Source organism: Bacillus sp. 7705b (genome assembly GCF_002289525.1).
In the GTDB taxonomy this organism is placed as follows: Bacteria; Bacillota; Bacilli; order Bacillales; family Bacillaceae; genus Bacillus; species Bacillus halotolerans.
On sequence record NZ_NSDH01000020.1, the window covers coordinates 19,322 to 41,161 of the forward strand.

Below are 21,840 nucleotides of genomic sequence, written 5' to 3' on the forward strand. Positions count from 1 at the left end.
CGGAGGGTCTTTTTTTGTCATCATCATGTTTGATTGCGTGCCGCGATATGAAATGTTTTTCCCTCTGTATCTGCTGTTTCTCCTGCATGGACCATCACCTGAGTAAAGCTGAACCCGACCGCAACGAGCAACAAACCTGTCATCCATTTAGATTTCATATAAACAATCTCCTCTCTGGATTTGTTTTTGTGCGTGCACCATTTTCTCATAAAAGGAAAGTGCTTTTTCAGGCTGTCCATTCTCTATATAGTATTGGGCAGCATCATGCGCCAGCTCTTCAATGTAAGGATACAGCATATGCTCTTCAAGAAATTGAAAGGTGTGTGAGACTGATTCTGTGTCAATGTTTTTTCCGTATAACGCATGTAAAAATTGAAAAAGCTCCACGAATAATTCATCACTATACTGACGAGCGATTTCCAATCCTTGACGATATTGCTTTTGCGCTTCGGCATCATTTTTTTGTTTATACAGAACTTGTGTTAATGAGTAGATAGAATGCGGAAGATTATCGAACTTTTCCGACTTGCAAATAGAAACAGATTTCTCAAAGTATTCGGCTGCCTTCTGCAGTTCACCCATTTTCTCGTAACAGTTTCCGAGATTGTAAAGGGCCGAACTGATCAGGCGGGGATTGCCTTCTTTCTTTGCAAGATCTAAAGCCAGTTCTAAATGGGGCAATGCTCTTTCTGGATACTGCATATCATCATAATTACCTGCAATAACGAATTCACATTGGATTCTGCGGACAGTGTACGTTTCATACATCTGATACGTTTCTAACGCCTGAACGGCATAGCTCATAGAGACATAAGTCTGCTTTAAATTGTAAAAGATCTCAGCCATTTTAAAAGCAAATTCAGCTTTTTCAATGTCGTCTGACACAAGGGCAAGGTTCTTTTCTGCCCTCTTATAGTACATCATGGCACTGACAAACATTTTCTGCTTAAATTCATACATCCCGCGAAAAAAGTTAAAGTAGTATTCGAGCAGTCCTGTCAGCTTGTACTGATTCCCCTCGATGTCTTCTAATAATTCTGAAAACTCTAGCTGCGAGGTGTCCTCTCCCAAAGGCTTAATGTAATCCAGCATAACACGGTGCCTAAATTCCATTAAAGAATAATACAGCAGCAAATCTTGATCTTCTTCCATATCCTCGATTTCTCTTTCTACTTCGAGCTTGACCCGTTCGGCTTCAGCTACGTGAAACTGCCGGATATGGGTATACCATTCATTAATTTTAAGCCCGACATAAGAGGACGGAATAGTCTGCTTCATCCTCAATTAATCCCCCCTTTTATATACCCGAGATATGTCATATTTTATCATATTTACAAGAAAAAGAAGAACGCAAAAAGACCGCAATTGTCGAATTTCGGCTAACCGCAAAAAAATACAATCACTTCTCAGCATATTGCTTGTTAATTTATGCCCATTGATATAGGATTTCATTGCACCATTTATTTTTACATATGGAGGAGATTCTATTGAGCCAATCCACTCAAATTGTGAGTCACTTTTTGTCACATCGCAATGTGACGATTGAGCTGACAGAAAAAATCAGCAAAAATCATTACAGCTACAAACCGACGGAAACATCAATGTCAGCAGAAGAGCTTGTCAAGCACATCCTGACGACTTTCCATCTGTTCGCAAATGTCATTAAAGAAGGCAATGCCTCACCTTTTCAAAACCAGCAGGAAGAAACGGAAACAGATCTCAATGTTTTGGCTAAAACGTTTACAGAAAAAACGGCTGCCATCCTTGAGCAGCTCACTGAGGAACACCTTGACAGAGAAATTGACCTGACAGCCACTTTCGGAAGAAAAGTCACTGGCAGCGCATTGCTTCAGCTTGCGATGGAGCATGAAATTCACCATAAAGGCAACCTGTTTGTTTATGTAAGGGAAATGGGCCATACGGAGCTGCCGTTTTATCAGCAGCGCATGTAACCTAAAAAAAGATACCTGATCTAAAGGTATCTTTTTTATTGCCTTCAGTTCACTAACGTATCCAATATACCCCGATTCCCAGTGACAGCCAGTATTTGCATATAGCTGACTGGTTGACCTCATTCAGCCAAATACCGACCGGAATTACCTGTTTTAACCAGTCAAACTCAATCCCATCTCGTCCTGACACTCATTATAGGGCAAATGAATAAAGATATTGAGCATACAAAAATCAAAGAAACATCCGTACAAATATTCAAAAAATTTAATTGATTAAAGCGACCTAATCATATATAATCTGATAAAAATAGTCGGGTTTTCAGGAGGCCTTTATCATGAGTGTTAGCATCATTTTGATGGGTTTGTTAGTCGGTGTCTTAGTCGGATTGACAGGTGTAGGCGGAGCTGCGCTTTTAACTCCTCTTTTAATAGTGCTTGGAATCAATCCTTCCATTGCAGTCGGTACGGACCTTGTCTATAACTCGATCACCAAGCTGTTTGGTGTTGCGTCCCATTGGCGGCAGAAAACAATCAATTTTAAATTGGTAAAATACTTAGCCATCGGCAGTATTCCGAGTGCTTCTATAGCCATTGGCATACTTCATTTGTTCCCCGCCTTCCACCAGCATCAGGAAGAGATTATTAAACACGCTCTTGGTTATGTGTTGACCCTAGTTGCCATTTCGATCATCGTCCGCCTGTTTCTGGACAAAAAACTTCGCCCGAACCGCTGGCAGCTGATGCCGCTAGAAGACAAGCGGATGCTTACGATTCTTATCGGGGTCGTGTTTGGATTTATCGTTGGCTTAACGTCGATCGGTTCCGGCTCGTTGTTTGCGATTGCTATGCTGTACTTATTTAAAATGAAAACATCCGACATTGTCGGAACAGATATTGCACATGCTTTTCTGCTCGTTACTGCGGCAGGTATTTTAAACGCAAGCTTCGGGAGCGTTGATTATTTGTTAGCGGCCAATTTGCTTATCGGTTCCATTCCGGGGGTGCTGGTTGGCAGTCATCTTTCACCTAGATTTTCACCCCGTCCGCTGCAATTTATTATGGCATCCATTATCTTAATCAGCGGTTTGAAGCTGATTTAACCAAGAAGGCTATCCTGAACAGGATAGCCTTTCTTGGTTTATAGCGTCACACCCGATTTAAAAATGGCAAGCTCTCTGAAGTCGTTTTTTTCGTGATTCACGAGCTCTCCGCTTGCAACCTTCGTGATATAATCGATAAACTCACGAAGCACAAATTCCTCATGAACATCATCCTCTGCTAAGAGACCTGCGTTAAAATCAATCCAGTGCGGCTTCGTCTCGTACAGCTGTGTATTCGTCGCCACCTTTACCGTTGGAACAAAAGTGCCGAACGGCGTGCCTCGTCCTGTTGTAAACAGAACAATGTGGCAGCCGGCAGCAGCCAATGCGGAGGAGGCGATTAAATCATTGCCGGGCGCGCTCAATAGCGTCAGTCCGTTTGTCTTAAGCACTTCACCGTATTTTAATACATCCGAGACAGGAGAAATCCCCGCCTTTTGCGTGCAGCCCAGCGATTTATCCTCAAGGGTGGAAATGCCGCCTGCTTTGTTGCCTGGCGAAGGGTTTTCGTACACCGGCTGATCATGCTTTATAAAATATTGTTTAAAATCATTGATTAAATCGACAATTTTATGGAATACCTCTTCATTGGCAGCCCGCTGCATCAGCAGCGTTTCCGCACCGAACATCTCCGGCACCTCCGTCAGCACCGTGCTGCCTCCCTGCGCAATGATATAATCAGAAAATCGTCCGAGCAATGGGTTCGCTGTGATGCCGGAAAAACCGTCAGACCCCCCGCATTTCAACCCTATTTTCAGTTCAGAAAGCGGGATGTCTTCCCGTTTATCCCCTTTGGCCGCTTCATGGATGTCCTTCAGCAATGCGACACCTGCCTCCATTTCGTCTGTCACCGACTGGGATTCGAGAAACTTCACCCGATCCTTGTTGACATCCTGAAGCGCTTTTTTCATTGCTGCCAGCTCGTTATTTTCACAGCCGAGCCCCAGCACCAAGACACCGCCGGCATTTGGATGGCGAATGGTGTTCAGCAGGATTTGCCTAGTATTTTCGTGATCATCGCCAAGCTGTGAGCATCCGTATTGATGTTTTAGCACTAATACGTTGTCAAATGGGGCAATATCCCCCGTTTCTCTGACAAACCGCTGAAGCATTTTTTCGGCTATTCCATTGACACAGCCGACGGTTGGCACGATCCACAATTCATTGCGAACACCGGCATTGTCGTTTTCTCTTCTATATCCTTTAAATGTCCGCTCCTCATGTGTGTATGGATTTTGTTCAAATCTCGGTGTATAACTGTACGTTTGGATATCAGATAAATTTGTTTTTGTATTATGAACATGAATATGCTCCCCAATAAAAATATCTTTTAACGCATGCCCGATCGGAAACCCGTATTTGATGATGCTGCCGTTTTCCTTTATATGCTGCAATGCAATCTTATGGCCTCTTTTAATATCATCTTTTACTTCAATCGACACGCCGTCCGCGTTCAGTTGCTCTCCCTTCTGAATATCACGCAGAGCAAGCAAGACATTATCCTGTCTATGAATTTTTATAAATGATTTCACAGCACTTTCCCCCTTTGCAGACAGCATTGTTCAAGAGCACGCTCCATTCCCAGTTCTTGAATATCATTCAAGTAATCAGCGACTCTCTCAGTCAGCTTCGGAATTTCATTCAGATTTGCTCCCCACAGCCATTGTTCTCCTAATAAGGCTGAAGCGATACGGAGCATATCTCCGGTCTCCTGATTCCAAACCTCTTGGAAAAATTGAAGAACAGCCGGGTCATCCTGCATTTCCTTATTTCGATAAACATACAGAAGCGCGCTGAATGAAAACACTAAACGTGCAGGAAGCTGACCCTTTTGTTCAACATATTCCTGAAGGGTCGGCAGGTTTCTCGTTTTGAACTTTGACACTGAATTCAGTGCAATGCTTTCCACATAATGTTTGATGTACGGGTTTTTAAAGCGATTCAGCACATCCTCCGCATATTGAGCAAGCCCTTCCATTTTCAAAACAGGAAGTATTTCATCATGAATCAGCTCCTCAACAAAGCGCCCCACTGCCGGATGTTCAACTGAATCACGCACCGTTTTCAAACCGTATAAAGAAGCCACTGGCGTCATTGCCGTATGCGCGCCATTTAAAATTCTCACTTTTTTCGTCCGGTATGGGGTCAGATCGCTGACAATCTTTGTATGAAGACCGGCTGCCGCAAAGGGCAATTCTTCTCCAATCCAATTCGGCCCTTCAATCACCCATAAATAATACTGTTCTCCCACAACAACCAGTTCATCTTGATAGCCTAATTCCGCAGTGATCTCATTAATGCTGTCTACAGGAAAACCGGGAACAATGCGGTCTACTAAACTATTACAAAACGTGTTGGCGTTCTGAATCCATTGCGTAAACCCCTCTTCCAGCTCCCATAGATCAGCATAATGCAGAATCACTTCCTTCAGCTTTTGCCCGTTATTCTCAATCAGCTCACACGGAATCAAGACACACCCTTTTGTCTCGTCTCCAGCAAAAGCCTGGTAGCGAAAGTACAGAAAAGCTGTTAATTTCCCTGGAAATGTTTTTTGCGGCCTATCCTCTAAGCGGTCTTCTTTCTCACAAACAATACCAGCTTCGGTCGTATTAGAAATGATAAAACGCAGTGCTTCGCTTGAAGCCAACTTTTTGAACTCGTCATAGTCGGAAAACAGATCAATCCCGCGGCTGATTGAATTGATAATCATCTTTTCGTTTACCGCTTCTCCATCCTTCATTCCCTGTAAAAAAAGAGTATACAAGCCATCCTGGTCATTTAATCTTTTGATTTTCTCTGAACCTCTCGGCTGTATAACCGCGACACTTCCATTGAAATCAGTATGCCGATTCAATTGTTCAATTTGCCAATCGACAAACGCCCGCAGAAAATTTCCTTCTCCAAATTGGAGAATCCTTTCCGGATACTGTGTATAGCTTTCGTACAATTTTTTATTCAGCTTTTGCACCGTCATTGCCTCCCTTTCGGATTTATGCACACGTTAACATTTTTCTGTATAAAGAATGCCCGCTGGAAAAACGGGACATCATGTCGTGATATCTTTTACTGAATCACGCACCATAAACTCTGTGTTTTCAAAGATTTTTTCTGCCTTCGTATCAGGTGTGCTGATCAGCTTCAATAATTTTTTTGCACCGAGCACGCTGATTTTTTCAACAGGACGTTTCACTGTAGAAAGCCTTGGCGTGATATATTGCGAAAAACCAATATCATCAAATCCGATGACAGATATATCATCAGGCACGCGCATCCCCTTGGCAAATATGGCATTCATTGCTCCGATCGCCATGTCATCATTCGAACAAAAGACAGCGGTTGGAGTGTTCGGAAGCGCCAGCAGGCGTTCCATCGCCTGAAAGCCGCTCTCCATATCGTATTGCCCTTTTACACTGTATTCATGTTTGATCGGTATATGATGGCGAATCAGCGCTGCTAAGTAGCCTTCCTTTCGCTGCTGAGAGGATTTAAATCCTTCGATTCCCTCAATGATGGCGATGTCTTGATGTCCGTTTTTAATCAAGTATTCTACAGCTTCCTGAGAACCTTCCTTGTCATTGGACAATATGTTGGTAATGCCCCTGTCATCGACATCCCGGTTCAGCACGACGAGCGGGATCTTTTTTTCCCGAATATGATAAATAAAAGAATTATCAATATCACTTTGACTCATTAAAATAATGCCGTCATATCTCATTGGTGTTACAGAGTCATAGCTTTTCAGATCATCAATGCCGCGCACATACAGATTGTACTCCTCGCTGATTGCCTGGTTTACGCCTTTTATGGTATCAGCGAAAAAACTGTGTGAGGTTCCGTTTGTGATGCTTGTAAAGAAAAGCCCGATCGTATGGGATTTTTGCATTGCAAGGCTTTTTGCATTCACATTCGGTGTATAGTTGAGCTGTGAGGCAAGCTCCAATATTTTTTTCTTTGTGTGTTCTTTAATATAAGGGCTGTTATTGAGTGCTCTGGAAACGGTTGTGTGGGATACGTTTGCAAGTTTTGCGATATCTTTAATGGTTACCATCTATTTCCCTTCCTTATCATACCGGCTGCGATTCGTTATTACATATTGTATCATCAAACACACCGCCTCTCCCACCATATTTCCAGATTAATAAGAAACCGTATCATCAGCATGCGTTCCTGCTGCGCTGCCGATGATCGGCCGCACAAAACGGATGACAGCCAGTGAAGCGAAGACGGCCAGCCCTCCGGCAAGTAAAAATGCGCCAGAAAAAGTACCCGTCCGGTCAACAATAAAGCCGGTTAAAGCGGGACCGATGATGCCTGCGGTGTTGGCGAGAAAATGCATGAATCCGCCAACAGAACCGACATTCTTTTGGTCGACTACATCCTGAATAACAGCCCAGTAGATCGCGCCCGTCAAATATAAAAAGAAGACAGACAGAGCCACGAGCGTAACAGCGCTTACAGTTGTGGTGACAAGCCCAGCTAAACCAATCAATACCGCGGAAGAAAACAAACACGTGACGAGCACGACTTTACGCGAAAACAGCACGCCTTTCCGGACTGTTTTTTTGTATACATAGTCCGAAACAAATCCCCCGGCTGCCAGGCCGATAAATCCTAAAATCCACGGAATGACTGTGATGACACTCATTGACCCAACACTTAATCCCCGCTCCTCGACAAGATAGCTCGGAAACCACGTCAAAAAGAAGAAGAGGATGTAGTTGTAAGCGAAAAAAGCAAACGCCGTGAACAAGACTGTTTTTTGTTTCAGATAAAAGGTCAGCGGAATTTTCTCCTCAGGAGCGGCTTCAACTTTCATCGCAGGTGCATTGCCCATTGGCTCAGCCGGCTTTTCTTTTACGCATTTTAACCAGAGAAAAGCCCAAATCAATCCGATGATCATGATGAGAACGAAGGAAACCTTCCAGCTGAATGCAACGGCGATCATGCCGACAATTGGTCCGGAAATGGCTCCGCCAAGGGGCGTTCCGCTATTTGTGACTCCGACAACAGACGCCCGCTGAGTCGGCGGAAACCAGTTATTGACCATTTTATTGATGGTCGCCGAAAGCGGCCCTTCCCCCATTCCAAACAAAATTCGTATGATCAGCAGGCTGACAAAGCCAAAAGCCAATGCAACTGCTCCGCTGAACAGCGACCAAACGACCATGGCCACAAATAAGGTCAATTTTGCTCCATAGCGGTCGGATGCCACACCGCCAAGAAAATTGAAAACGGCATATCCAATCGAAAAACTGCTGAAAATCAAGCCCATTTGTGTAGCGGACAGTGTGAGATCATCCTGAATGAATGGAGCTGCAATGGACAATGCCGAACGGTCCAGATAGTTAATCACACCAGCCAGGAACAAAAAAAGGATGACTGGAAGCTTATCTTTAGAAAACATCTCAACCTCACCCCTATGTTGGTTCAGTATCTGTATCTGCTTTCGTCACACTCCTGAATAAGCCATAAAACCTCCATCGACAGGAACGGTGATGCCGGTGACAAAGCCTGAATAGGAATCATCCGCCAGCCAAAGAAGCGTGCCAAGCAGGTCCTCCGGTTTTCCAAATCGCTTCATCGGTGTTCCCGCAATAATCTTTTTAGAGCGGTCTGTAAAGCTTCCATCCTTATTGATCAGCAGATCGTGATTTTGTTTTGTCAGAAAAAAGCCTGGTGCGATTGCGTTAACCCTCAGTCCGGTTTCCGCAAAATGCACAGCCAGCCACATTGTAAAATTATTGATTGATGCTTTGGCCGCACTGTACGCCGGAACCTTCGTCATAGGTGAATAAGCGCTCATTGATGAGATATTCACAATGGCTGGTGAGTCTGCCTTCAGCAGTTCCTTTCCAAATACTTGGGTAGCCAGAAATGCCCCAGTGAAGTTGGTTGAAAAAACAGTTGAAAATCCGTTTTCATCCATGTCAAAGAATGATTGCCCTTCTCCTTCTGCTTCATATGTCTCCACATCAGTAATCGCAGCGGGATGATTTCCTCCTGCTCCATTGATTAAGAGATGAACAGCGCCAAATCGGTCAAGGATATCAGTCTTCGCCTTCTCTAGCGACGTCCTGTCCAGCACATCAGCAGAAACGGAACATGCCGTGCCGCCAGCTTTCGTAATTTCCCTCACAACCTCTTGTCCTGTTTCAGCTGACCGGTTCAGTATCGCCACCTTCATGCCATGGCGGGCAAGCTCCCGGGCCATTGCCGAGCAGAGCACACCGCTGCCCCCTGTGATAACAGCAACTTTACCTGCCAGTCGATGATGAAGAGGAATCATAATTCCACCTCTTTTTTCGCCATTGATTCGTACGCGTCCCACAGTCCGTTCAAATACATGATGCCTAAAGCGCGATCGTATAAGCCGTAGCCCGGACGGCATTGCTCTCCCCAAATATGGCGACCGTGATCCGGCCTGACATATCCGTTGTAATCCTGCTTGTGCAGTTCTGCCATGACCCCATGAATATTAATCGAACCGTCCTTTGTCAGATGAGACGTTTCAATAAAATCCCCATTTTCAAAGATCTTCACATTGCGGATGTGTGAAAATGGAGCAAGCCCGGCATATGTTTTAGCAATTTCCACCATGTCATTGGCGGGATTGGCCCCCATGGAACCGGTACATAAGGTGATGCAGTTAGAAGGTGAGTCTGATATGGCCCGCAGCTTCTCATAGCTTGCCTCTCCAGTGATAATACGCGGCAATCCGAAAATCGGCCAAGGCGGGTCATCCGGATGAATGGCCATTTGAATGCCATGCGCTTCAGCAACCGGCAGAATTCCCTTCAAAAAAAATGATAAATTGTTCCACAGCTGCTCTTCATCGACCGTCCTGTAGGCCTCAAACAGTTCTTTGATCCGAGCCATTTTTTCAGGCTCCCACCCTGGGAGTGTCAGGTCAGACGCTTCTTCCACCGTCCGAATCAGCTCTTGAGGCTCCAGGCTCTCCACTTTGGCTTTTTCAAAAAACAGAGCGGTTGAGCCGTCTTCCAGCGGACGGAACATGTCGGTGCGTGTCCAGTCGAAAATCGGCATAAAATTGTAGCAAATCACTTTCACGCCAAAAGCAGACAGATTACGGATGGTCTGCTTATAATTTTCAATGTACCGGCCGCGTTCTTCGCTGCCCAGTTTAATCGCTTCATGAACGTTCACGCTTTCGACAACCTCCGCATGAAAACCATGGGATTGTATATATTCCGTCTCGGCTTTGATTTCCTCTATTTCCCACACTTCCCCGGCAGGTTTGTGATGGAGAGCCCAGACAATGCCTTTCACCCCGGGAATTTGTTTCACGTGTTCAAGTGTGACTGTATCGTTGCCTCGTCCATACCATCGAAATGTAATATTCATCCTACACCTCCGGATTGAGCCTTTTAATCAAATGTGATCACTGCCTTCCGCACCTGATCGGGATGCTCCTTGATAAATTGAAACGCGTGATGGACATCTTCAACTGAAAACGTATGGGTGACGAGCCCGTTATGCTCTAACCGGCCTTCATTCAGCAGCTTTACAACTTTTGGAAACTGATTTGTCTGGAGTCTTGAGCCGGTAATCGTGACTTCTTTTTTTGTAATGGGGAGCTGAGGAATTTGTGACGCTCTCTCATCAAATCCAAGCACCACCACACGCCCTGCCGGAGAAACAACATCAACGGAAAGCTCAAAAGTCGCAGGGAGACAGACAGCATCAATGACTACATTGGCTCCTTCATTGCCCGTCCATTCCCGAACCCGCTCAGCCGCATGTTCTGTTTGAACATTCACAACAGCGTCGGCACCGTTTTCTGTAGCAAATGTCAGCCGCTCATTATTTAAGTCGGTTATCATGACGGAAGCACCCGCTAGCTTTGCCATTTTTAACACACAGATGCCGATAGGCCCCGCCCCCTGAATCAGAACGCGATCACCCTTTTCCACCTGTCCCCGCCAAACAGCCTGGGCACCTATTGTATAAGGCTCGGCCATAACTGCCTCCTCCCAAGGCAGCTCTTTTGAAACCGCGTGAAGCTGCTTTTCAGGAAGCACAACATATTCCCGCATCCCGCCGTCTTCATGAACGCCAAACACAGAAAGCTTCGCACAAACATTTGGCCGGCCTTTACGGCAGGCATAACAGTTTCCGCAATAAGAAATCGGTTCAATCACAACATGGTCTCCGGCTTTCAGGCCTTTAACATTTGCACCAACCTCCCCCACTTCTCCCGTTACCTCGTGTCCGATTACTCTCGGAAGTGTCGCAAGCGGATTCGTGCCATGATAAATATGCATGTCAGAACCGCAAATTCCGACTCGTTTTACTTTGACGAGCACCTCATCAGCCTTTGAAAGAACAGGCTTTTCCATGTCTGCTGTCACCAAATCATACGCTTTTCGCACTTGAACCGCTTTCATTTTCTCACCTGCTTTTTAAAAATTCATACACGCTCCGAGCAATTGAAATTCCGTGTTTCCTGTTTCTTTCCTCATGCAGCTGCTCCAATTCGCCAGGCACATACACTCGCTCGACTCCTCTAGCCGAAGGTGATTGCTGCAGTTCATCAAGCATGGCGTCCATCTGCTCTAAAAACGTATCTTGTCCGGTAAAATAGGACGGATGGATCGCGCAAACATAATGTCCAAGCTTCCTATTTTGATTAAGATCGCCATACATTTTAGCGATATGCGGACCAAAAGCCGCCCCAGCCAGCAAACCCGAAAACACATCCACCACAACAGATAGCCCGTAGCCTTTAGGACCCCCGAACGTTGAAAGTGAGACGACCTTGTGAGGGTCTGTTACCGTCTCTCCGTTTTCATCGACTCCCCATCCTTCTGGTATTTCTCTGCCCTCTTCACGCGCCTGCAGAATCTTTCCAAATGCCACTTTTGACGTCGCCATATCTAGGATAAACGGTTTTTTATGCTTTGCCGGCACACCGTAAGCAATTGGATTCGTGCCTAAAAAAGGAGACCTCCCGCCAAACGGGACTACAATACTGTCAGTATGAGACATAGCGATTCCGATCAGTTTTTCCTCAGCCGCTTTTTGCACAAAATAACTTAACGCTCCGCAATGGCTGCTGTTTGTCGCGGTGACCATGCCAACACCATTTTTCTTTGCCATTTCAATGGCATGAGCCATCGCCTTATCGGCAATCACATGGCCGAACCCGTCATCACCGTCCAGCACTCCTGTCACCGGCCCCGTTTCTTTAAAAATGGGACACGCTTTTGGATTGATGCCTCCAGCCCTCAACCTGTTCACATAATGTTCTGTTCGCAAAACACCATGAGAATTCACATTGCGTAAATCGGCGTGTATGAGCACGTCTGCTACTTTTTCGGCATCTCGTTCATTCAAATTGGCGCCGATCAGCTTTTGCTGAACCAGTTCCTTCGCTTCTTCAGCGGAAATCGTTACCGTATTCAATTCAATAAAGAGCCTCCTTTCTTTCAGTTTCATCACTTAGCGAAAACCCTTACAAATTATTATTACTTGCGAACTATTCAAAATATTCTTTATATGATTGTTTGATCAGTTTCTATGCTGAAGCTCTTCGACAATCTGTGCATGTTGCTGATCTGTCAGTTTATAAAGAAAACCGATAATGACCATAGCTAATGCCAAAGCAATGGCGGGATACAGAAGAAGAAGCGCTTTAATGCCGAGCAGCGCCTGTGCCGTCTGGGCTACGTTCGGCATATATCCGACAAGCCCCAATCCGATCCCGGAGAGAAAACCAGACAATGACTGAGCAAGCTTTCGCGAGAAGTTAAAGAGGGAATATGTCGTTGCTTCTTTCCGCTCACCGGATTTCCACTCGCCGTAGTCAATGATATCTGAGACAAGCGCCCACGTAATGCCATTGGGAATACTGATCCCAATAAACGCGATGCTTGCAAGGATGGTAAACACATATACATTTGAAGGAAGCATAAAGTTGATCAGATCCGCGGCAACACTGATGCCGAAACCGATCATTGCGGTTTGTTTCTTTCCAAACATCTTGACGAGCTTTGGCAGAAACACGACGCCCAAAAAGGAAGATCCAATAATGATAAAGTTCATATAAGCCATCAGTTCGACATTGCCTAGGTTATATTGTGCGAAGTATACGAGCATTGCGGATTTAATGTTGTATGCGGAAATCGAAAAAATGGTCATCAGGACAAGGGTTAACAGCGGTTTGTTCGTTATAAACGTTTTGACGACAGATGAAAATGTTAATTTCTCTTTTGGCGCTTCCGCAATAACAATACGTTCCTTGCAGTTGCGATAGCAAATATAAAACCAAAGCACACCGAGAACAGCAAACAATCCCATGACCACCGGATAGCCTACCTTCGGGTTATCAAACTTGACGAGCAGCGGCATGACGGCCACGCTCGTGATAAACAAAGCCCCGAGTGAACCGATTTGGCGAAAAGTAGAGATAGATGTCCGGTCTTCGGTATTTTGAGTCATCGCCGCTCCCAATGAACCGTACGGAATGTTTACAAATGAATAGCCCACGCCCCACAGTATATAGGATGCATACGCATAAATCAGCTTGCCTGTCGTTGATACATTCGGGGACAGAAAAATAAGAACAGTAAGCACCGCAAGAACAATGCTGCCGATTAATAAATAAGGCCTGAATTTCCCCCGCCTGCCGATGTTTTTGCGATAATCAATTGATGAGCCGACAATGGGGTCTGTTACAGCCGCAAAGAGCTTGCTGACTAAAAAAATACTTCCCGCCATTGCGGCCGGAATTCCCGCCACATCAGTAAAATACTTTAATAAATAGATTTGGCCTAAATCAAACATAAAACCGTTCCCAAAATCACCAAAACCATAGGAAATTTTCTCCTTCAGCGAAAGCCTCTTCTCCGTTTCAATCGACACAACCTTATTTTCCAGTTCTGCTCGCATCTTCCACCTCTGTGTCTTAAGAATTTTCGATGAGATGTCCGCTCAGTATGACGCTGGCTATTCTGAGCGGAACTTATTTTATACGTTTGCCTTTTCTTCTTGAAATTGAAAATATTGTTTCGCATTGTGATAGCAAATGCCTTGTACGATACCGCCAAGAAGCTCCATATCTTTCGGCACTTCACCGTTTTCAGCCCATTCGCCGATCAGATTGCAGACAATGCGTCTGAAGTATTCATGGCGTGTATACGACAAAAAGCTTCTGGAATCAGTCAGCATGCCGATAAAACGGCTGAAAAGCCCGACGTTTGACAACGCTTTCATTTGATCGAGCATCCCACCCTTGGAATCGTTAAACCACCATGCTGTGCCAAATTGTATTTTCCCAGGCGTGATGCCGTCTTGAAAGCTATTTATCATGCTGGCAATGACATAGTTATCATTTGGGTTGAGCGAATATAAAATCGTTTTCGGCAGCTGGTTTTTCATTTCGACTGAATTCAGCAGCCTGTACAAAGGCTTCGCAATTTCTTCGTCATTCATAGAATCATAGCCTGTATCCGGCCCCAATTTCTTCATCATTTTCGTATTCGTATTTCTGAGTGCATTGATATGAAACTGCATCGCCCAGTCAAGCTCAGCATACAATCCGCAAAGAAATTGAAGCGTATATGTCTTGAATTTCTTCTCGTCTTCGTAAGAAACCTGTTCCCCGTTTAATCTTGAGGTAAAAATGAGGCCCGCTTCCTCTTTGTCCGTTTCGGCAAACACCATTGAATCAATCGCATGATCAGATACTCTGCCTCCGACTGAATGGAAGAAACGCACTCGTTCTTCAAGAGCCTTCAAAAACTCATCATAGGTTGTAATCGAAAGTGACGCAGCCTTTTCAAGCGCCTGCACCCAATCCGGGAAGCCTTCGCGATTGATTTCCAGCCCTTTATCCGGCCGAAATCCCGGCAGCACACTGACAGGAAAATCTTTGTCCTCTTTTAATAATAGGTGGTACTCGAGGGAATCGACAGGGTCATCGGTTGTGCATACTACTTTTACATTTGATTTCACAATGAAATCCCTTGCCCCGAAGCCTTCTCCTTGCAGCAGTTCATTCGTCCGTTTCCAAATATTTGGCGCCGATTGCTCATTTAATATCTCGTAAATCCCAAAAAATCTCTGCAGCTCTAAATGGGTCCAATTGTAGAGCGGATTGCCAATCGCCATCGGTACTGTTCTCGCCCATGCCATGAACTTCTCCTCATCAGCTGCATCGCCTGTAATGTATGTTTCTTCAATTCCATTGGCTCTCATGATGCGCCATTTGTAATGGTCTCCATACAGCCAGGCTTCTGTCATGTTTTGAAATCTCTTATTTTCATAGATTTCTTTCGGACTCAAATGGCAGTGATAATCAATAATCGGCATGTCTTTCGCATAATGGTGATAGAGGTTGACAGCGGTTTCATTTTTCAGCAAAAAGTTTTCTCCCATAAAGGGTTCCATGTCCTCACCGTCTTTCATTCTATTTCAAAATGTTAACGTTAACATTTTGATTTGTTTTTATTTTACCTTTATATTCCTCTGGGATCAATCTCTTTTTAAAATTTAAATGTTAACGTTAGCAAATAAGCGCAAAAAAGACATTGCCGTAAAGCTGCCTGAAAAGACCTCTTTTTGGCAATGTCCGATTTTACAAGAAAGGATTAGTAAGCCAGGCTGAATAGTCCTTTAATGTGTGTTAAGTAGCGTACGTTACTTGCTTCTTTCATCAAGGAAGCAGGAAGACCTTTAAGCGGTGTAGAATTAGCACCAATGATGGCTACCGCATCTTTGCGTCCAAGGCTTGCAAGTGTACCAGAGTTTACTGGCTGGAATGTTTCAAGTGTTTTTCCTTCTAAGTAAGCGAATAGGTTGTAACCGATCAGTTCACCCATTTGCCATGCGATTTGTGCAGTTGGCGGGTATGGACGGCCGTCTGCCGCAAAGTAAACTGCGCTGTCACCGGCAACAAATACATCTTCATGAGATGTAGATTGAAGGAAATCGTTAACTGTCGCACGGCCGCGGTTCACTTCAAGACCTGATTCGCCGACTAAAGGATTTCCTTGTACGCCGCCAGTCCAAACAAATGTGTTGGCAACAACTTTTGATCCGTCTTTTAGATCAATCACGTTTCCTTCTACATTTGTAACAGGAAGGCCTGTTAAGAACTCAACGCCGCGTTTTTCAAGGCTTTTAGTCGCGCGTTCGATAAGATCATCCGGAAGAACAGGAAGGATTTTCGGACCTGCTTCAACCAATTTCAATTTGATTTCTTTGTGGTCTACGCCGTATTTTTTCGCAAGGTTCGGCATGATGTCAGCAAGCTCACCGACAAGCTCAACGCCTGTTAAGCCGCCTCCGCCGATAAGGATTGTTGCATCCGCTTCGTTTTTCGTTTTAGAGTACTCACGCACACGGTCTTCAACGTGGTTGAAAACTTTGTTAGCATCAGCAGCAGATTTAAGAACCATGCTGTTTTCTTCAAGTCCTGGGATGCCGAAGTAAGCAGTGACAGAACCAAGGCCTACTACTAGCGCATCGTAAGTTAATGCAGAACCGTCAGCAAGCGCAACCTCTTTTTTATCAACAGAGAAAGAGCTGACTTCCGCGATTTTAAGATCAATGTCTTTGCCTTTGAAAAGTTTTTCTAACGGCATTGCAACCGCTTTTTCAGACACGTTGCCTGCTGCAAGACGGTGTAATTCCGTAATGATTTGGTGAGTTGGGTATTTGTTTACCACTGTCACGCGTGCTTGTTCTTTTGTGTAATGTTTGCGAACTGTTAAAGCAGAAAGAACACCGCCATAACCAGCGCCTAAAATGACAATATGTTTTGACATCGTATATCCTCCGTCCTTTATATCAATTTGAATCTGAGATTATTTTTGTTTTTCGTTCATGATTTCAAGGTAGCTGTTAGCAAAACGGAACAGCTTTTGAGCTTGAGGATCTTTCAGCATGCGCAACAGGCCGAAAAGTCCAATCGTTTCGTTGCTAGCATCCGCGCGGTCTTTCGCTTCGATTGCAGTCGCAGCCACTTCTTTTGCTGTTTCTTTTACAGGCTCAAGAATTTCAGTGATTGCACCGACTGTATCGCTTTTCAATACTTCGTCAGTCGCAACAGACTGAGCGAAATCGTAAGACTTCGTTAAAATATTCACTAACTCAGTCAGCTTTGGAAGCTGGTCAACTAAAACAGTCAGTGATTCTTGAACTTCTGGCTTTAACAGCTGATCAATAAGATCTTGCTGGCTTTGGCTGACAGACGCATTTGTTTGATCGATTGTTTCTGGCATATCCAATTCTCCTTTACTATAAGCAGTATGCTGATTTTTTGGAAAGGGTAGTGCCTCTCCCTGATCTCATGTTTGAAAGCATGAGAAGAAGGATTGTGAATTCGTGCACAATCATTCGCAAAAATAAATGTTTACTACCCAGTTTTTCATCTTGCCATATTCAGTATTATTTTTATCTCAAAAATAAACCATTGAATAAGTCAAAATCCTTTACTCTCTCTGAAAATAGCAAACATAAAAAACTCCAATTTGATTACCTTCTATATGATAACACTTTTTGAACAAAATTTGAACGTGAATTGCTTCGATTATGAAATTAATTTATATGGTGCCCGTGTCATAACATTTCTTCAGCACTAGTTATTGACAATCCATCAATTTTCTCCCCTACGCGTTACCCATATGTCTAATAGAGGTTCTCTTTTTCCTGTAACTGGATCCAATGCCGGAAGTACTGCTTGCTCTATATTCTCTAGCGCAGCCGCTCTTTCATCCGGCTTTCCCGTCTTCATATCATACCGAGAACCGTCTGGATAAGCGCCGATCACGGTAAAATCGGGGCTCGCGCTTAGCTTTTTATGGCCGACACCGGCTGGGATGACCGCTGCGTCGCCCGTTTTGATAGGAACAGCAGCTCCTTTTTCTCCCCCAAATTGAATAACAGCCTCCCCTCGGACTGCGATTAGGACTTCATGCGTGTTGCTGTGATAATGATGGTACGGAAAAACACTGCCCGACCAGCTGTTTAGCCAGCCATGCCGATTGACGATCCGCTCTGCCTGTTCAGCACGTCCCATAAAAACATTTTTATAGATAACGAGCGGAAAATCAGGGTGATTTGGAACCCTGCCGTCATCCTGAAAAAAGTACGTTTCTGTTTCCATCATTTTCACCTCCCTATTTCTGTCTTCCACATATATTGATCCGTAAAACATCATTATTTTCTCACAATTCCGTTGATCTGTATCATCCCGGGTAGTATAGTATAAAAAAATAATGCCAGAATGAGGGATTTGATGAAAGCGATCATAATCGGAATATTGGCTTCTCTCTTTTTCGCCGTTACCTTTATTTTAAACAGGGCGATGGAATTATCCGGAGGCAGCTGGCTTTGGAGCGCCTCGTTACGCTTTATTTTTATGGTTCCGTTTTTATGTCTGATTGTCATAATGAAAGGGAAGTTCGTTCCTCTTTTACAAGAGATGCGGAAAAAGCCGTTTTTTTGGATAAAGTGGAGCTTTGTCGGCTTTGTTCTTTTTTATGCGCCGATCACGTTTGCCGCCGCATTCGGGCCGGGCTGGCTCATAGCCGGAACATGGCAAATTACCATTGTAGCCGGTGTGCTGCTGTCTCCATTTTTCCATGAGAAAAAAGACACGCCTGGAGGCACTTTGCTCGTTCGGCAAAAGATTCCCCTTGTTTCGCTGGGCACTTCCGTCGTCATTCTGATTGGGGCAGCGCTGATTCAGCTCCAGCATGCAGAATCGCTTTCCGGAAAAATGCTGCTCTTCAGCGTGCTGCCGGTTGTCATTGCGGCTTTCGCCTATCCGCTGGGAAACCGGAGAATGCTTGAGCAATACGGAGGCAGGCTTGATACGTTCCAGCGTGTGCTGGGAATGACCCTTGCAAGCCTTCCATTCTGGCTTGTATTGGCAGCTTACGGCTGGTGGTCAGATGGCCTCCCGACCGCGGGACAAACCGTTCAATCCTTTATCGTTGCCGTCAGCTCAGGCATCATTGCGACCGTTTTATTTTTCTGGGCAACGGATATGGTAAGAGATAATCCGCAAAAGCTTGCTGCTGTTGAAGCAACACAATCCGGGGAAGTGATATTCGCTTTGCTTGGTGAAATAATCCTGCTGTCAGGTGTTTTCCCTTCCATTTTATCGTTTGCCGGATTAATGATCATTATTGCCGGAATGGTGTTACATACCTTCGCTTCCCAACAAAAACCTAAAGAGAAAACTCAGTCAAATCTGACTGCTTAGCAGCTTCTGGAGAATGGGCGAAAGCCCGTTCTCCTTTCTTTTTAACGCCTTCCAAAAGAGACCTGTTTCACGTTATATTTATGTATAGTCTAAGCCCACTTAACTGAAAGGTGATATTTTAATGGAAGCAAACAATCAAAAAGACGATATACCAGCAATCTCATTCACATCTGTGCGAAAAAGCTATGAACAAGAGGGACAAACCTATGATGTATTAACGGATGTCACCGGAGACATTCAACAGGGTGCAATCGTGGCACTTTTGGGCCCTTCCGGTTCAGGAAAAAGCACACTGCTGTCAATGTGTAATTTGATGAAAACACCGGATCACGGTGAAGTGAAGATTTACGGAAAGGAAGTCAGAGACTGGAATGTGAATGAACTGAGGCGGACGGCCTCCCTTGCCTTTCAATCCGCCCCCGTCCTTGACGGAACGGTGCGTGACAATCTGAATCTGGTACAAAAGCTCCACCAAACCCAGCTTTACTCTCCTGAAGAGCTCGCTTCACTGACAGGCCTGTCTCCAGAGCTGTTAGACAGAAGCGCCAAGGATTTATCAGGCGGACAGCGGCAAAGGCTTTCACTTGCCAGAACACTCGCAAACCCTTCCTCCATCCTATTATTGGATGAAATTACATCTGCCCTGGACCCTGTTACTGCTCTGGAGATTGAAGAGCTGATCAAAAGGCAGCAGCAAGAGAAAAAACTGACGGTGATGTGGGTGACCCATAACATGGAGCAGGCGAAACGAGTAGCCGATACCATTTGGTTTATAGCTGATGGCCGGCTGTTGGAAATCGCGGAGACAGACACATTTTTCTCGCGTCCTCAGCATGAAGCAGCCCGTGAATTTTTGAAGGGAGGCACACGGTAATGGATTACCTTTCTCTCTCATTCACCATGATCTTTGTGCTGATTGCCTTGTTTTTATCAAAATCCTTTAAAGCCGGCGTTGAAAAAGATATGATGATCGCAACGATCCGGGCGGCGGTACAGCTGCTTGTGATCGGTTATGTGCTGTCGCTGATATTTCATGGGGATCACCCTGTGTTTATCCTGCTGATGGTGCTGTTAATGCTGGCGGTGGCGGCGCAAAACGTCGTCAAACGAAAGAAAATGAGAATCGGTTCTTTTTGGAGGGTGTTTGTGGCGTTAGCGATTGTAGAAATCGTCACCCAAGGCATTCTTCTGGCACTTCACATCATCCCGCTTACCGCACGGTATGTCATCCCCATCAGCGGAATGGTCATCGGAAATTCAATGGTGCTCGCGAGCCTGTTTTTAAACCGGCTCAGCTCCGAGGTCGGGGTGCGCAAGGAAGAAATTCAATTGATTTTGTCGCTTGGCGGCACACCAAAACAATCCATACAGCATATCCTGACTTCCGCCATGAAAATGAGTATGATCCCAACGCTCGAAAGCCAGAAAACATTAGGGCTCGTCCAGCTTCCCGGCATGATGACCGGCCAGATCTTAGCTAGCGCCGATCCGATTCAGGCGGTTCGCTTTCAGCTTTTGATTGTTTTTACAACGATGGCGTCCGCCGCGCTGACTTGTGTCATACTCAGCGTGCTGACATACCCGTCATTATTTACCGCGCATCAGCAGCTGAAGCAAAATGGTTAACATTATGACAGCGATTTCGGGATTTACAGATCACATAAAAGCCGCTTCTCAACAGAAAAGCGGCTTTTGTGCTGGTTATTCCCCAGCCATTTCTTCATAATACCGTGAAAGTTCAATAATCATCGCGCCCATCCGCTCAATCTCCGGAGCAAGCAGCCTTGTGATGCCTTCTTCCCGCAGCGCTTCAGCAGTCACTTTTCCGACAGCCGCTGCGATGGCACGCTCTTCGAATACAGCCTTCACTTCATTGATAAAGCCGCGCTCCTTGGCAAATTGAAACAGAGAACGAACCTGAATCGCCGTGGTAAAACAAACAGCATCCAATTCACCATTCAGCAGTTCACGGCATAACTGTTCTACCGTTTCCTCCTCTGGCGGGATATGCTGATAAGGGAGAATCGGCAAAACTGAAGCTCCTTTTTCCTCCAAAAATGCTATGAGGGCAGGTGCATTTTCTCCGTGAAGCTGCACCATTACTTTTTTTCCTGAAAAGTCGTAAGGCTCCAAGGACCGGATCAATCCGCTGGTTGTCCCATCTTCATCAGAAGCCTCTGCGGTGATTCCAAGCTTTTTTAACGCAGACAATGTTTTGTACCCTCGGCACGCCGCTTTAGCCTGGCGAATCGCCAGCAGAAACTCGTCCTTTACTCCGATTTTCTCTGCCATCTTCACAAGCGTCTCCGTACCGATGCCTGTCGTAAAGATCACCCAGTCGGCTTTTTCTTCCGCAAATTTGCGCAGCTCCGGCTCCACCTGCTCCTCTGCCAAGTACACCGTTCCTTGGAGAGGCCGGACGACAGGAATTCCGCCCTGTTTTTCAATGATTGTGCTGATTTCTTCCGTTTTCCGAGAACCGCCGATCGCGACGCGTTTTCCATGTAAACCTTTACCCATATCCGTTCCTCTCCTCTTTGCCAGCTTAGGCTTTATA

Annotated in this window: 21 protein-coding genes; 5 read left to right on the top strand and 16 right to left on the bottom strand. The window is 45.2% G+C overall.

Features of this window, described 5'->3' with window-relative positions:
* Positions 1–23: 23 nt before the first annotated feature.
* Together phrA and rapA are read right to left on the bottom strand one after the other, a co-directional pair.
* On the bottom strand, positions 24–158 hold the full coding sequence (gene phrA / locus CJU60_RS08450; protein WP_024121047.1) for a phosphatase RapA inhibitor PhrA: 135 nt from the start codon (positions 156–158) through the stop codon (positions 24–26).
* A complete protein-coding gene (rapA, locus tag CJU60_RS08455) occupies positions 148–1,284 on the bottom strand; it encodes a response regulator aspartate phosphatase RapA (RefSeq protein ID WP_081638280.1) in 1,137 nt (378 codons plus the stop codon). The genes phrA and rapA overlap by 11 nt, the downstream gene beginning before the upstream one ends.
* Before the next feature lie 203 nt (positions 1,285–1,487).
* On the opposite strand from rapA, the gene CJU60_RS08460 reads away from it, so the two are divergent.
* Complete coding sequence (locus tag CJU60_RS08460; protein WP_024121045.1) at positions 1,488–1,952, top strand: DinB family protein; 465 nt, start codon at positions 1,488–1,490, stop codon at positions 1,950–1,952.
* A gap of 335 nt (positions 1,953–2,287) precedes the next feature.
* A complete protein-coding gene (locus CJU60_RS08465; RefSeq protein ID WP_044156273.1) occupies positions 2,288–3,052 on the top strand; it encodes a sulfite exporter TauE/SafE family protein in 765 nt (254 codons plus the stop codon).
* 38 nt (positions 3,053–3,090) lie between these two features.
* On the opposite strand, the gene CJU60_RS08470 is transcribed toward CJU60_RS08465, so the two are convergent.
* The 13 genes from CJU60_RS08470 to CJU60_RS08530 form a co-directional block, all read right to left on the bottom strand.
* Positions 3,091–4,584, bottom strand: a complete 1,494-nt coding sequence (locus CJU60_RS08470) for a UxaA family hydrolase (RefSeq protein WP_095713509.1) — start codon at positions 4,582–4,584, stop codon at positions 3,091–3,093.
* Positions 4,581–6,020 carry a tagaturonate reductase gene (locus CJU60_RS08475; RefSeq protein ID WP_095713510.1) on the bottom strand — a complete coding sequence of 480 codons (1,440 nt, stop codon included), beginning with the start codon at positions 6,018–6,020 and terminating at the stop codon, positions 4,581–4,583. The genes CJU60_RS08470 and CJU60_RS08475 overlap by 4 nt, the downstream gene beginning before the upstream one ends.
* Before the next feature lie 78 nt (positions 6,021–6,098).
* On the bottom strand, positions 6,099–7,100 hold the full coding sequence (locus tag CJU60_RS08480; protein WP_024121041.1) for a LacI family DNA-binding transcriptional regulator: 1,002 nt from the start codon (positions 7,098–7,100) through the stop codon (positions 6,099–6,101).
* Between the two features lie 87 nt (positions 7,101–7,187).
* Positions 7,188–8,456, bottom strand: a complete 1,269-nt coding sequence (locus CJU60_RS08485; protein WP_095713511.1) for an MFS transporter — start codon at positions 8,454–8,456, stop codon at positions 7,188–7,190.
* A 45-nt stretch (positions 8,457–8,501) separates the two neighbouring features.
* Positions 8,502–9,338, bottom strand: a complete 837-nt coding sequence (locus CJU60_RS08490; protein ID WP_095713512.1) for an SDR family oxidoreductase — start codon at positions 9,336–9,338, stop codon at positions 8,502–8,504.
* Positions 9,335–10,414: a mannonate dehydratase gene (gene uxuA, locus CJU60_RS08495; protein WP_095713513.1), complete on the bottom strand. Its 1,080-nt coding sequence runs from the start codon at positions 10,412–10,414 to the stop codon at positions 9,335–9,337. Before uxuA ends, CJU60_RS08490 begins: the two co-directional genes overlap by 4 nt.
* A gap of 23 nt (positions 10,415–10,437) precedes the next feature.
* A complete protein-coding gene (locus tag CJU60_RS08500) occupies positions 10,438–11,457 on the bottom strand; it encodes a zinc-binding alcohol dehydrogenase family protein (RefSeq protein ID WP_095713514.1) in 1,020 nt (339 codons plus the stop codon).
* A 4-nt stretch (positions 11,458–11,461) separates the two neighbouring features.
* On the bottom strand, positions 11,462–12,475 hold the full coding sequence (allD, locus tag CJU60_RS08505) for an ureidoglycolate dehydrogenase (protein WP_095713515.1): 1,014 nt from the start codon (positions 12,473–12,475) through the stop codon (positions 11,462–11,464).
* 105 nt (positions 12,476–12,580) lie between these two features.
* On the bottom strand, positions 12,581–13,960 hold the full coding sequence (locus CJU60_RS08510) for an MFS transporter (RefSeq protein WP_095713516.1): 1,380 nt from the start codon (positions 13,958–13,960) through the stop codon (positions 12,581–12,583).
* 78 nt (positions 13,961–14,038) lie between these two features.
* Positions 14,039–15,460, bottom strand: a complete 1,422-nt coding sequence (gene uxaC / locus CJU60_RS08515) for a glucuronate isomerase (RefSeq protein WP_024121034.1) — start codon at positions 15,458–15,460, stop codon at positions 14,039–14,041.
* A 200-nt stretch (positions 15,461–15,660) separates the two neighbouring features.
* Complete coding sequence (locus CJU60_RS08520; protein ID WP_024121033.1) at positions 15,661–16,839, bottom strand: NAD(P)/FAD-dependent oxidoreductase; 1,179 nt, start codon at positions 16,837–16,839, stop codon at positions 15,661–15,663.
* A gap of 39 nt (positions 16,840–16,878) precedes the next feature.
* Entirely contained in the window at positions 16,879–17,295 is a 417-nt protein-coding gene (locus CJU60_RS08525; RefSeq protein WP_010333866.1) for a helical membrane plugin domain-containing protein, read from the bottom strand.
* Between the two features lie 374 nt (positions 17,296–17,669).
* On the bottom strand, positions 17,670–18,182 hold the full coding sequence (locus tag CJU60_RS08530) for a cupin domain-containing protein (RefSeq protein WP_373271218.1): 513 nt from the start codon (positions 18,180–18,182) through the stop codon (positions 17,670–17,672).
* A 129-nt stretch (positions 18,183–18,311) separates the two neighbouring features.
* Between CJU60_RS08530 and CJU60_RS08535 the strand changes: the two genes are divergently transcribed.
* The 3 genes from CJU60_RS08535 (at position 18,312) to CJU60_RS08545 (ending at position 20,909) form a co-directional block, all read left to right on the top strand.
* A complete protein-coding gene (locus CJU60_RS08535) occupies positions 18,312–19,283 on the top strand; it encodes a DMT family transporter (protein ID WP_095713517.1) in 972 nt (323 codons plus the stop codon).
* A 121-nt stretch (positions 19,284–19,404) separates the two neighbouring features.
* Positions 19,405–20,157, top strand: a complete 753-nt coding sequence (locus tag CJU60_RS08540; protein WP_095713518.1) for an ABC transporter ATP-binding protein — start codon at positions 19,405–19,407, stop codon at positions 20,155–20,157.
* Entirely contained in the window at positions 20,157–20,909 is a 753-nt protein-coding gene (locus CJU60_RS08545) for an ABC transporter permease (protein WP_095713519.1), read from the top strand. Before CJU60_RS08540 ends, CJU60_RS08545 begins: the two co-directional genes overlap by 1 nt.
* 75 nt (positions 20,910–20,984) lie before the next feature.
* On the opposite strand, the gene CJU60_RS08550 is transcribed toward CJU60_RS08545, so the two are convergent.
* The gene (locus CJU60_RS08550; protein ID WP_095713520.1) at positions 20,985–21,803 is read right to left on the bottom strand and encodes a uroporphyrinogen-III synthase; all 819 of its coding nucleotides are present in this window, start codon (positions 21,801–21,803) and stop codon (positions 20,985–20,987) included.
* Between the last annotated feature and the right edge of the window lie 37 nt (positions 21,804–21,840).

Bases quoted from the DNA above. Each gene is read 5' to 3' on its own strand.
- phrA (WP_024121047.1), bottom strand. From the start codon at position 158: ATGAAATCTAAATGGATGACAGGTTTGTTGCTCGTTGCGGTCGGGTTC.
- CJU60_RS08465 (WP_044156273.1), top strand. From the start codon at position 2,288: ATGAGTGTTAGCATCATTTTGATGGGTTTGTTAGTCGGTGTCTTAGTC.
- CJU60_RS08480 (WP_024121041.1), bottom strand. From the start codon at position 7,100: ATGGTAACCATTAAAGATATCGCAAAACTTGCAAACGTATCCCACACA.
- CJU60_RS08485 (WP_095713511.1), bottom strand. From the start codon at position 8,456: ATGTTTTCTAAAGATAAGCTTCCAGTCATCCTTTTTTTGTTCCTGGCT.
- CJU60_RS08490 (WP_095713512.1), bottom strand. From the start codon at position 9,338: ATGATTCCTCTTCATCATCGACTGGCAGGTAAAGTTGCTGTTATCACA.
- uxuA (WP_095713513.1), bottom strand. From the start codon at position 10,414: ATGAATATTACATTTCGATGGTATGGACGAGGCAACGATACAGTCACA.
- CJU60_RS08500 (WP_095713514.1), bottom strand. From the start codon at position 11,457: ATGAAAGCGGTTCAAGTGCGAAAAGCGTATGATTTGGTGACAGCAGAC.
- CJU60_RS08510 (WP_095713516.1), bottom strand. From the start codon at position 13,960: ATGCGAGCAGAACTGGAAAATAAGGTTGTGTCGATTGAAACGGAGAAG.
- uxaC (WP_024121034.1), bottom strand. From the start codon at position 15,460: ATGGAACCCTTTATGGGAGAAAACTTTTTGCTGAAAAATGAAACCGCT.
- CJU60_RS08520 (WP_024121033.1), bottom strand. From the start codon at position 16,839: ATGTCAAAACATATTGTCATTTTAGGCGCTGGTTATGGCGGTGTTCTT.
- CJU60_RS08525 (WP_010333866.1), bottom strand. From the start codon at position 17,295: ATGCCAGAAACAATCGATCAAACAAATGCGTCTGTCAGCCAAAGCCAG.
- CJU60_RS08530 (WP_373271218.1), bottom strand. From the start codon at position 18,182: ATGATGGAAACAGAAACGTACTTTTTTCAGGATGACGGCAGGGTTCCA.
- CJU60_RS08535 (WP_095713517.1), top strand. From the start codon at position 18,312: ATGAAAGCGATCATAATCGGAATATTGGCTTCTCTCTTTTTCGCCGTT.
- CJU60_RS08540 (WP_095713518.1), top strand. From the start codon at position 19,405: ATGGAAGCAAACAATCAAAAAGACGATATACCAGCAATCTCATTCACA.
- CJU60_RS08545 (WP_095713519.1), top strand. From the start codon at position 20,157: ATGGATTACCTTTCTCTCTCATTCACCATGATCTTTGTGCTGATTGCC.
- CJU60_RS08550 (WP_095713520.1), bottom strand. From the start codon at position 21,803: ATGGGTAAAGGTTTACATGGAAAACGCGTCGCGATCGGCGGTTCTCGG.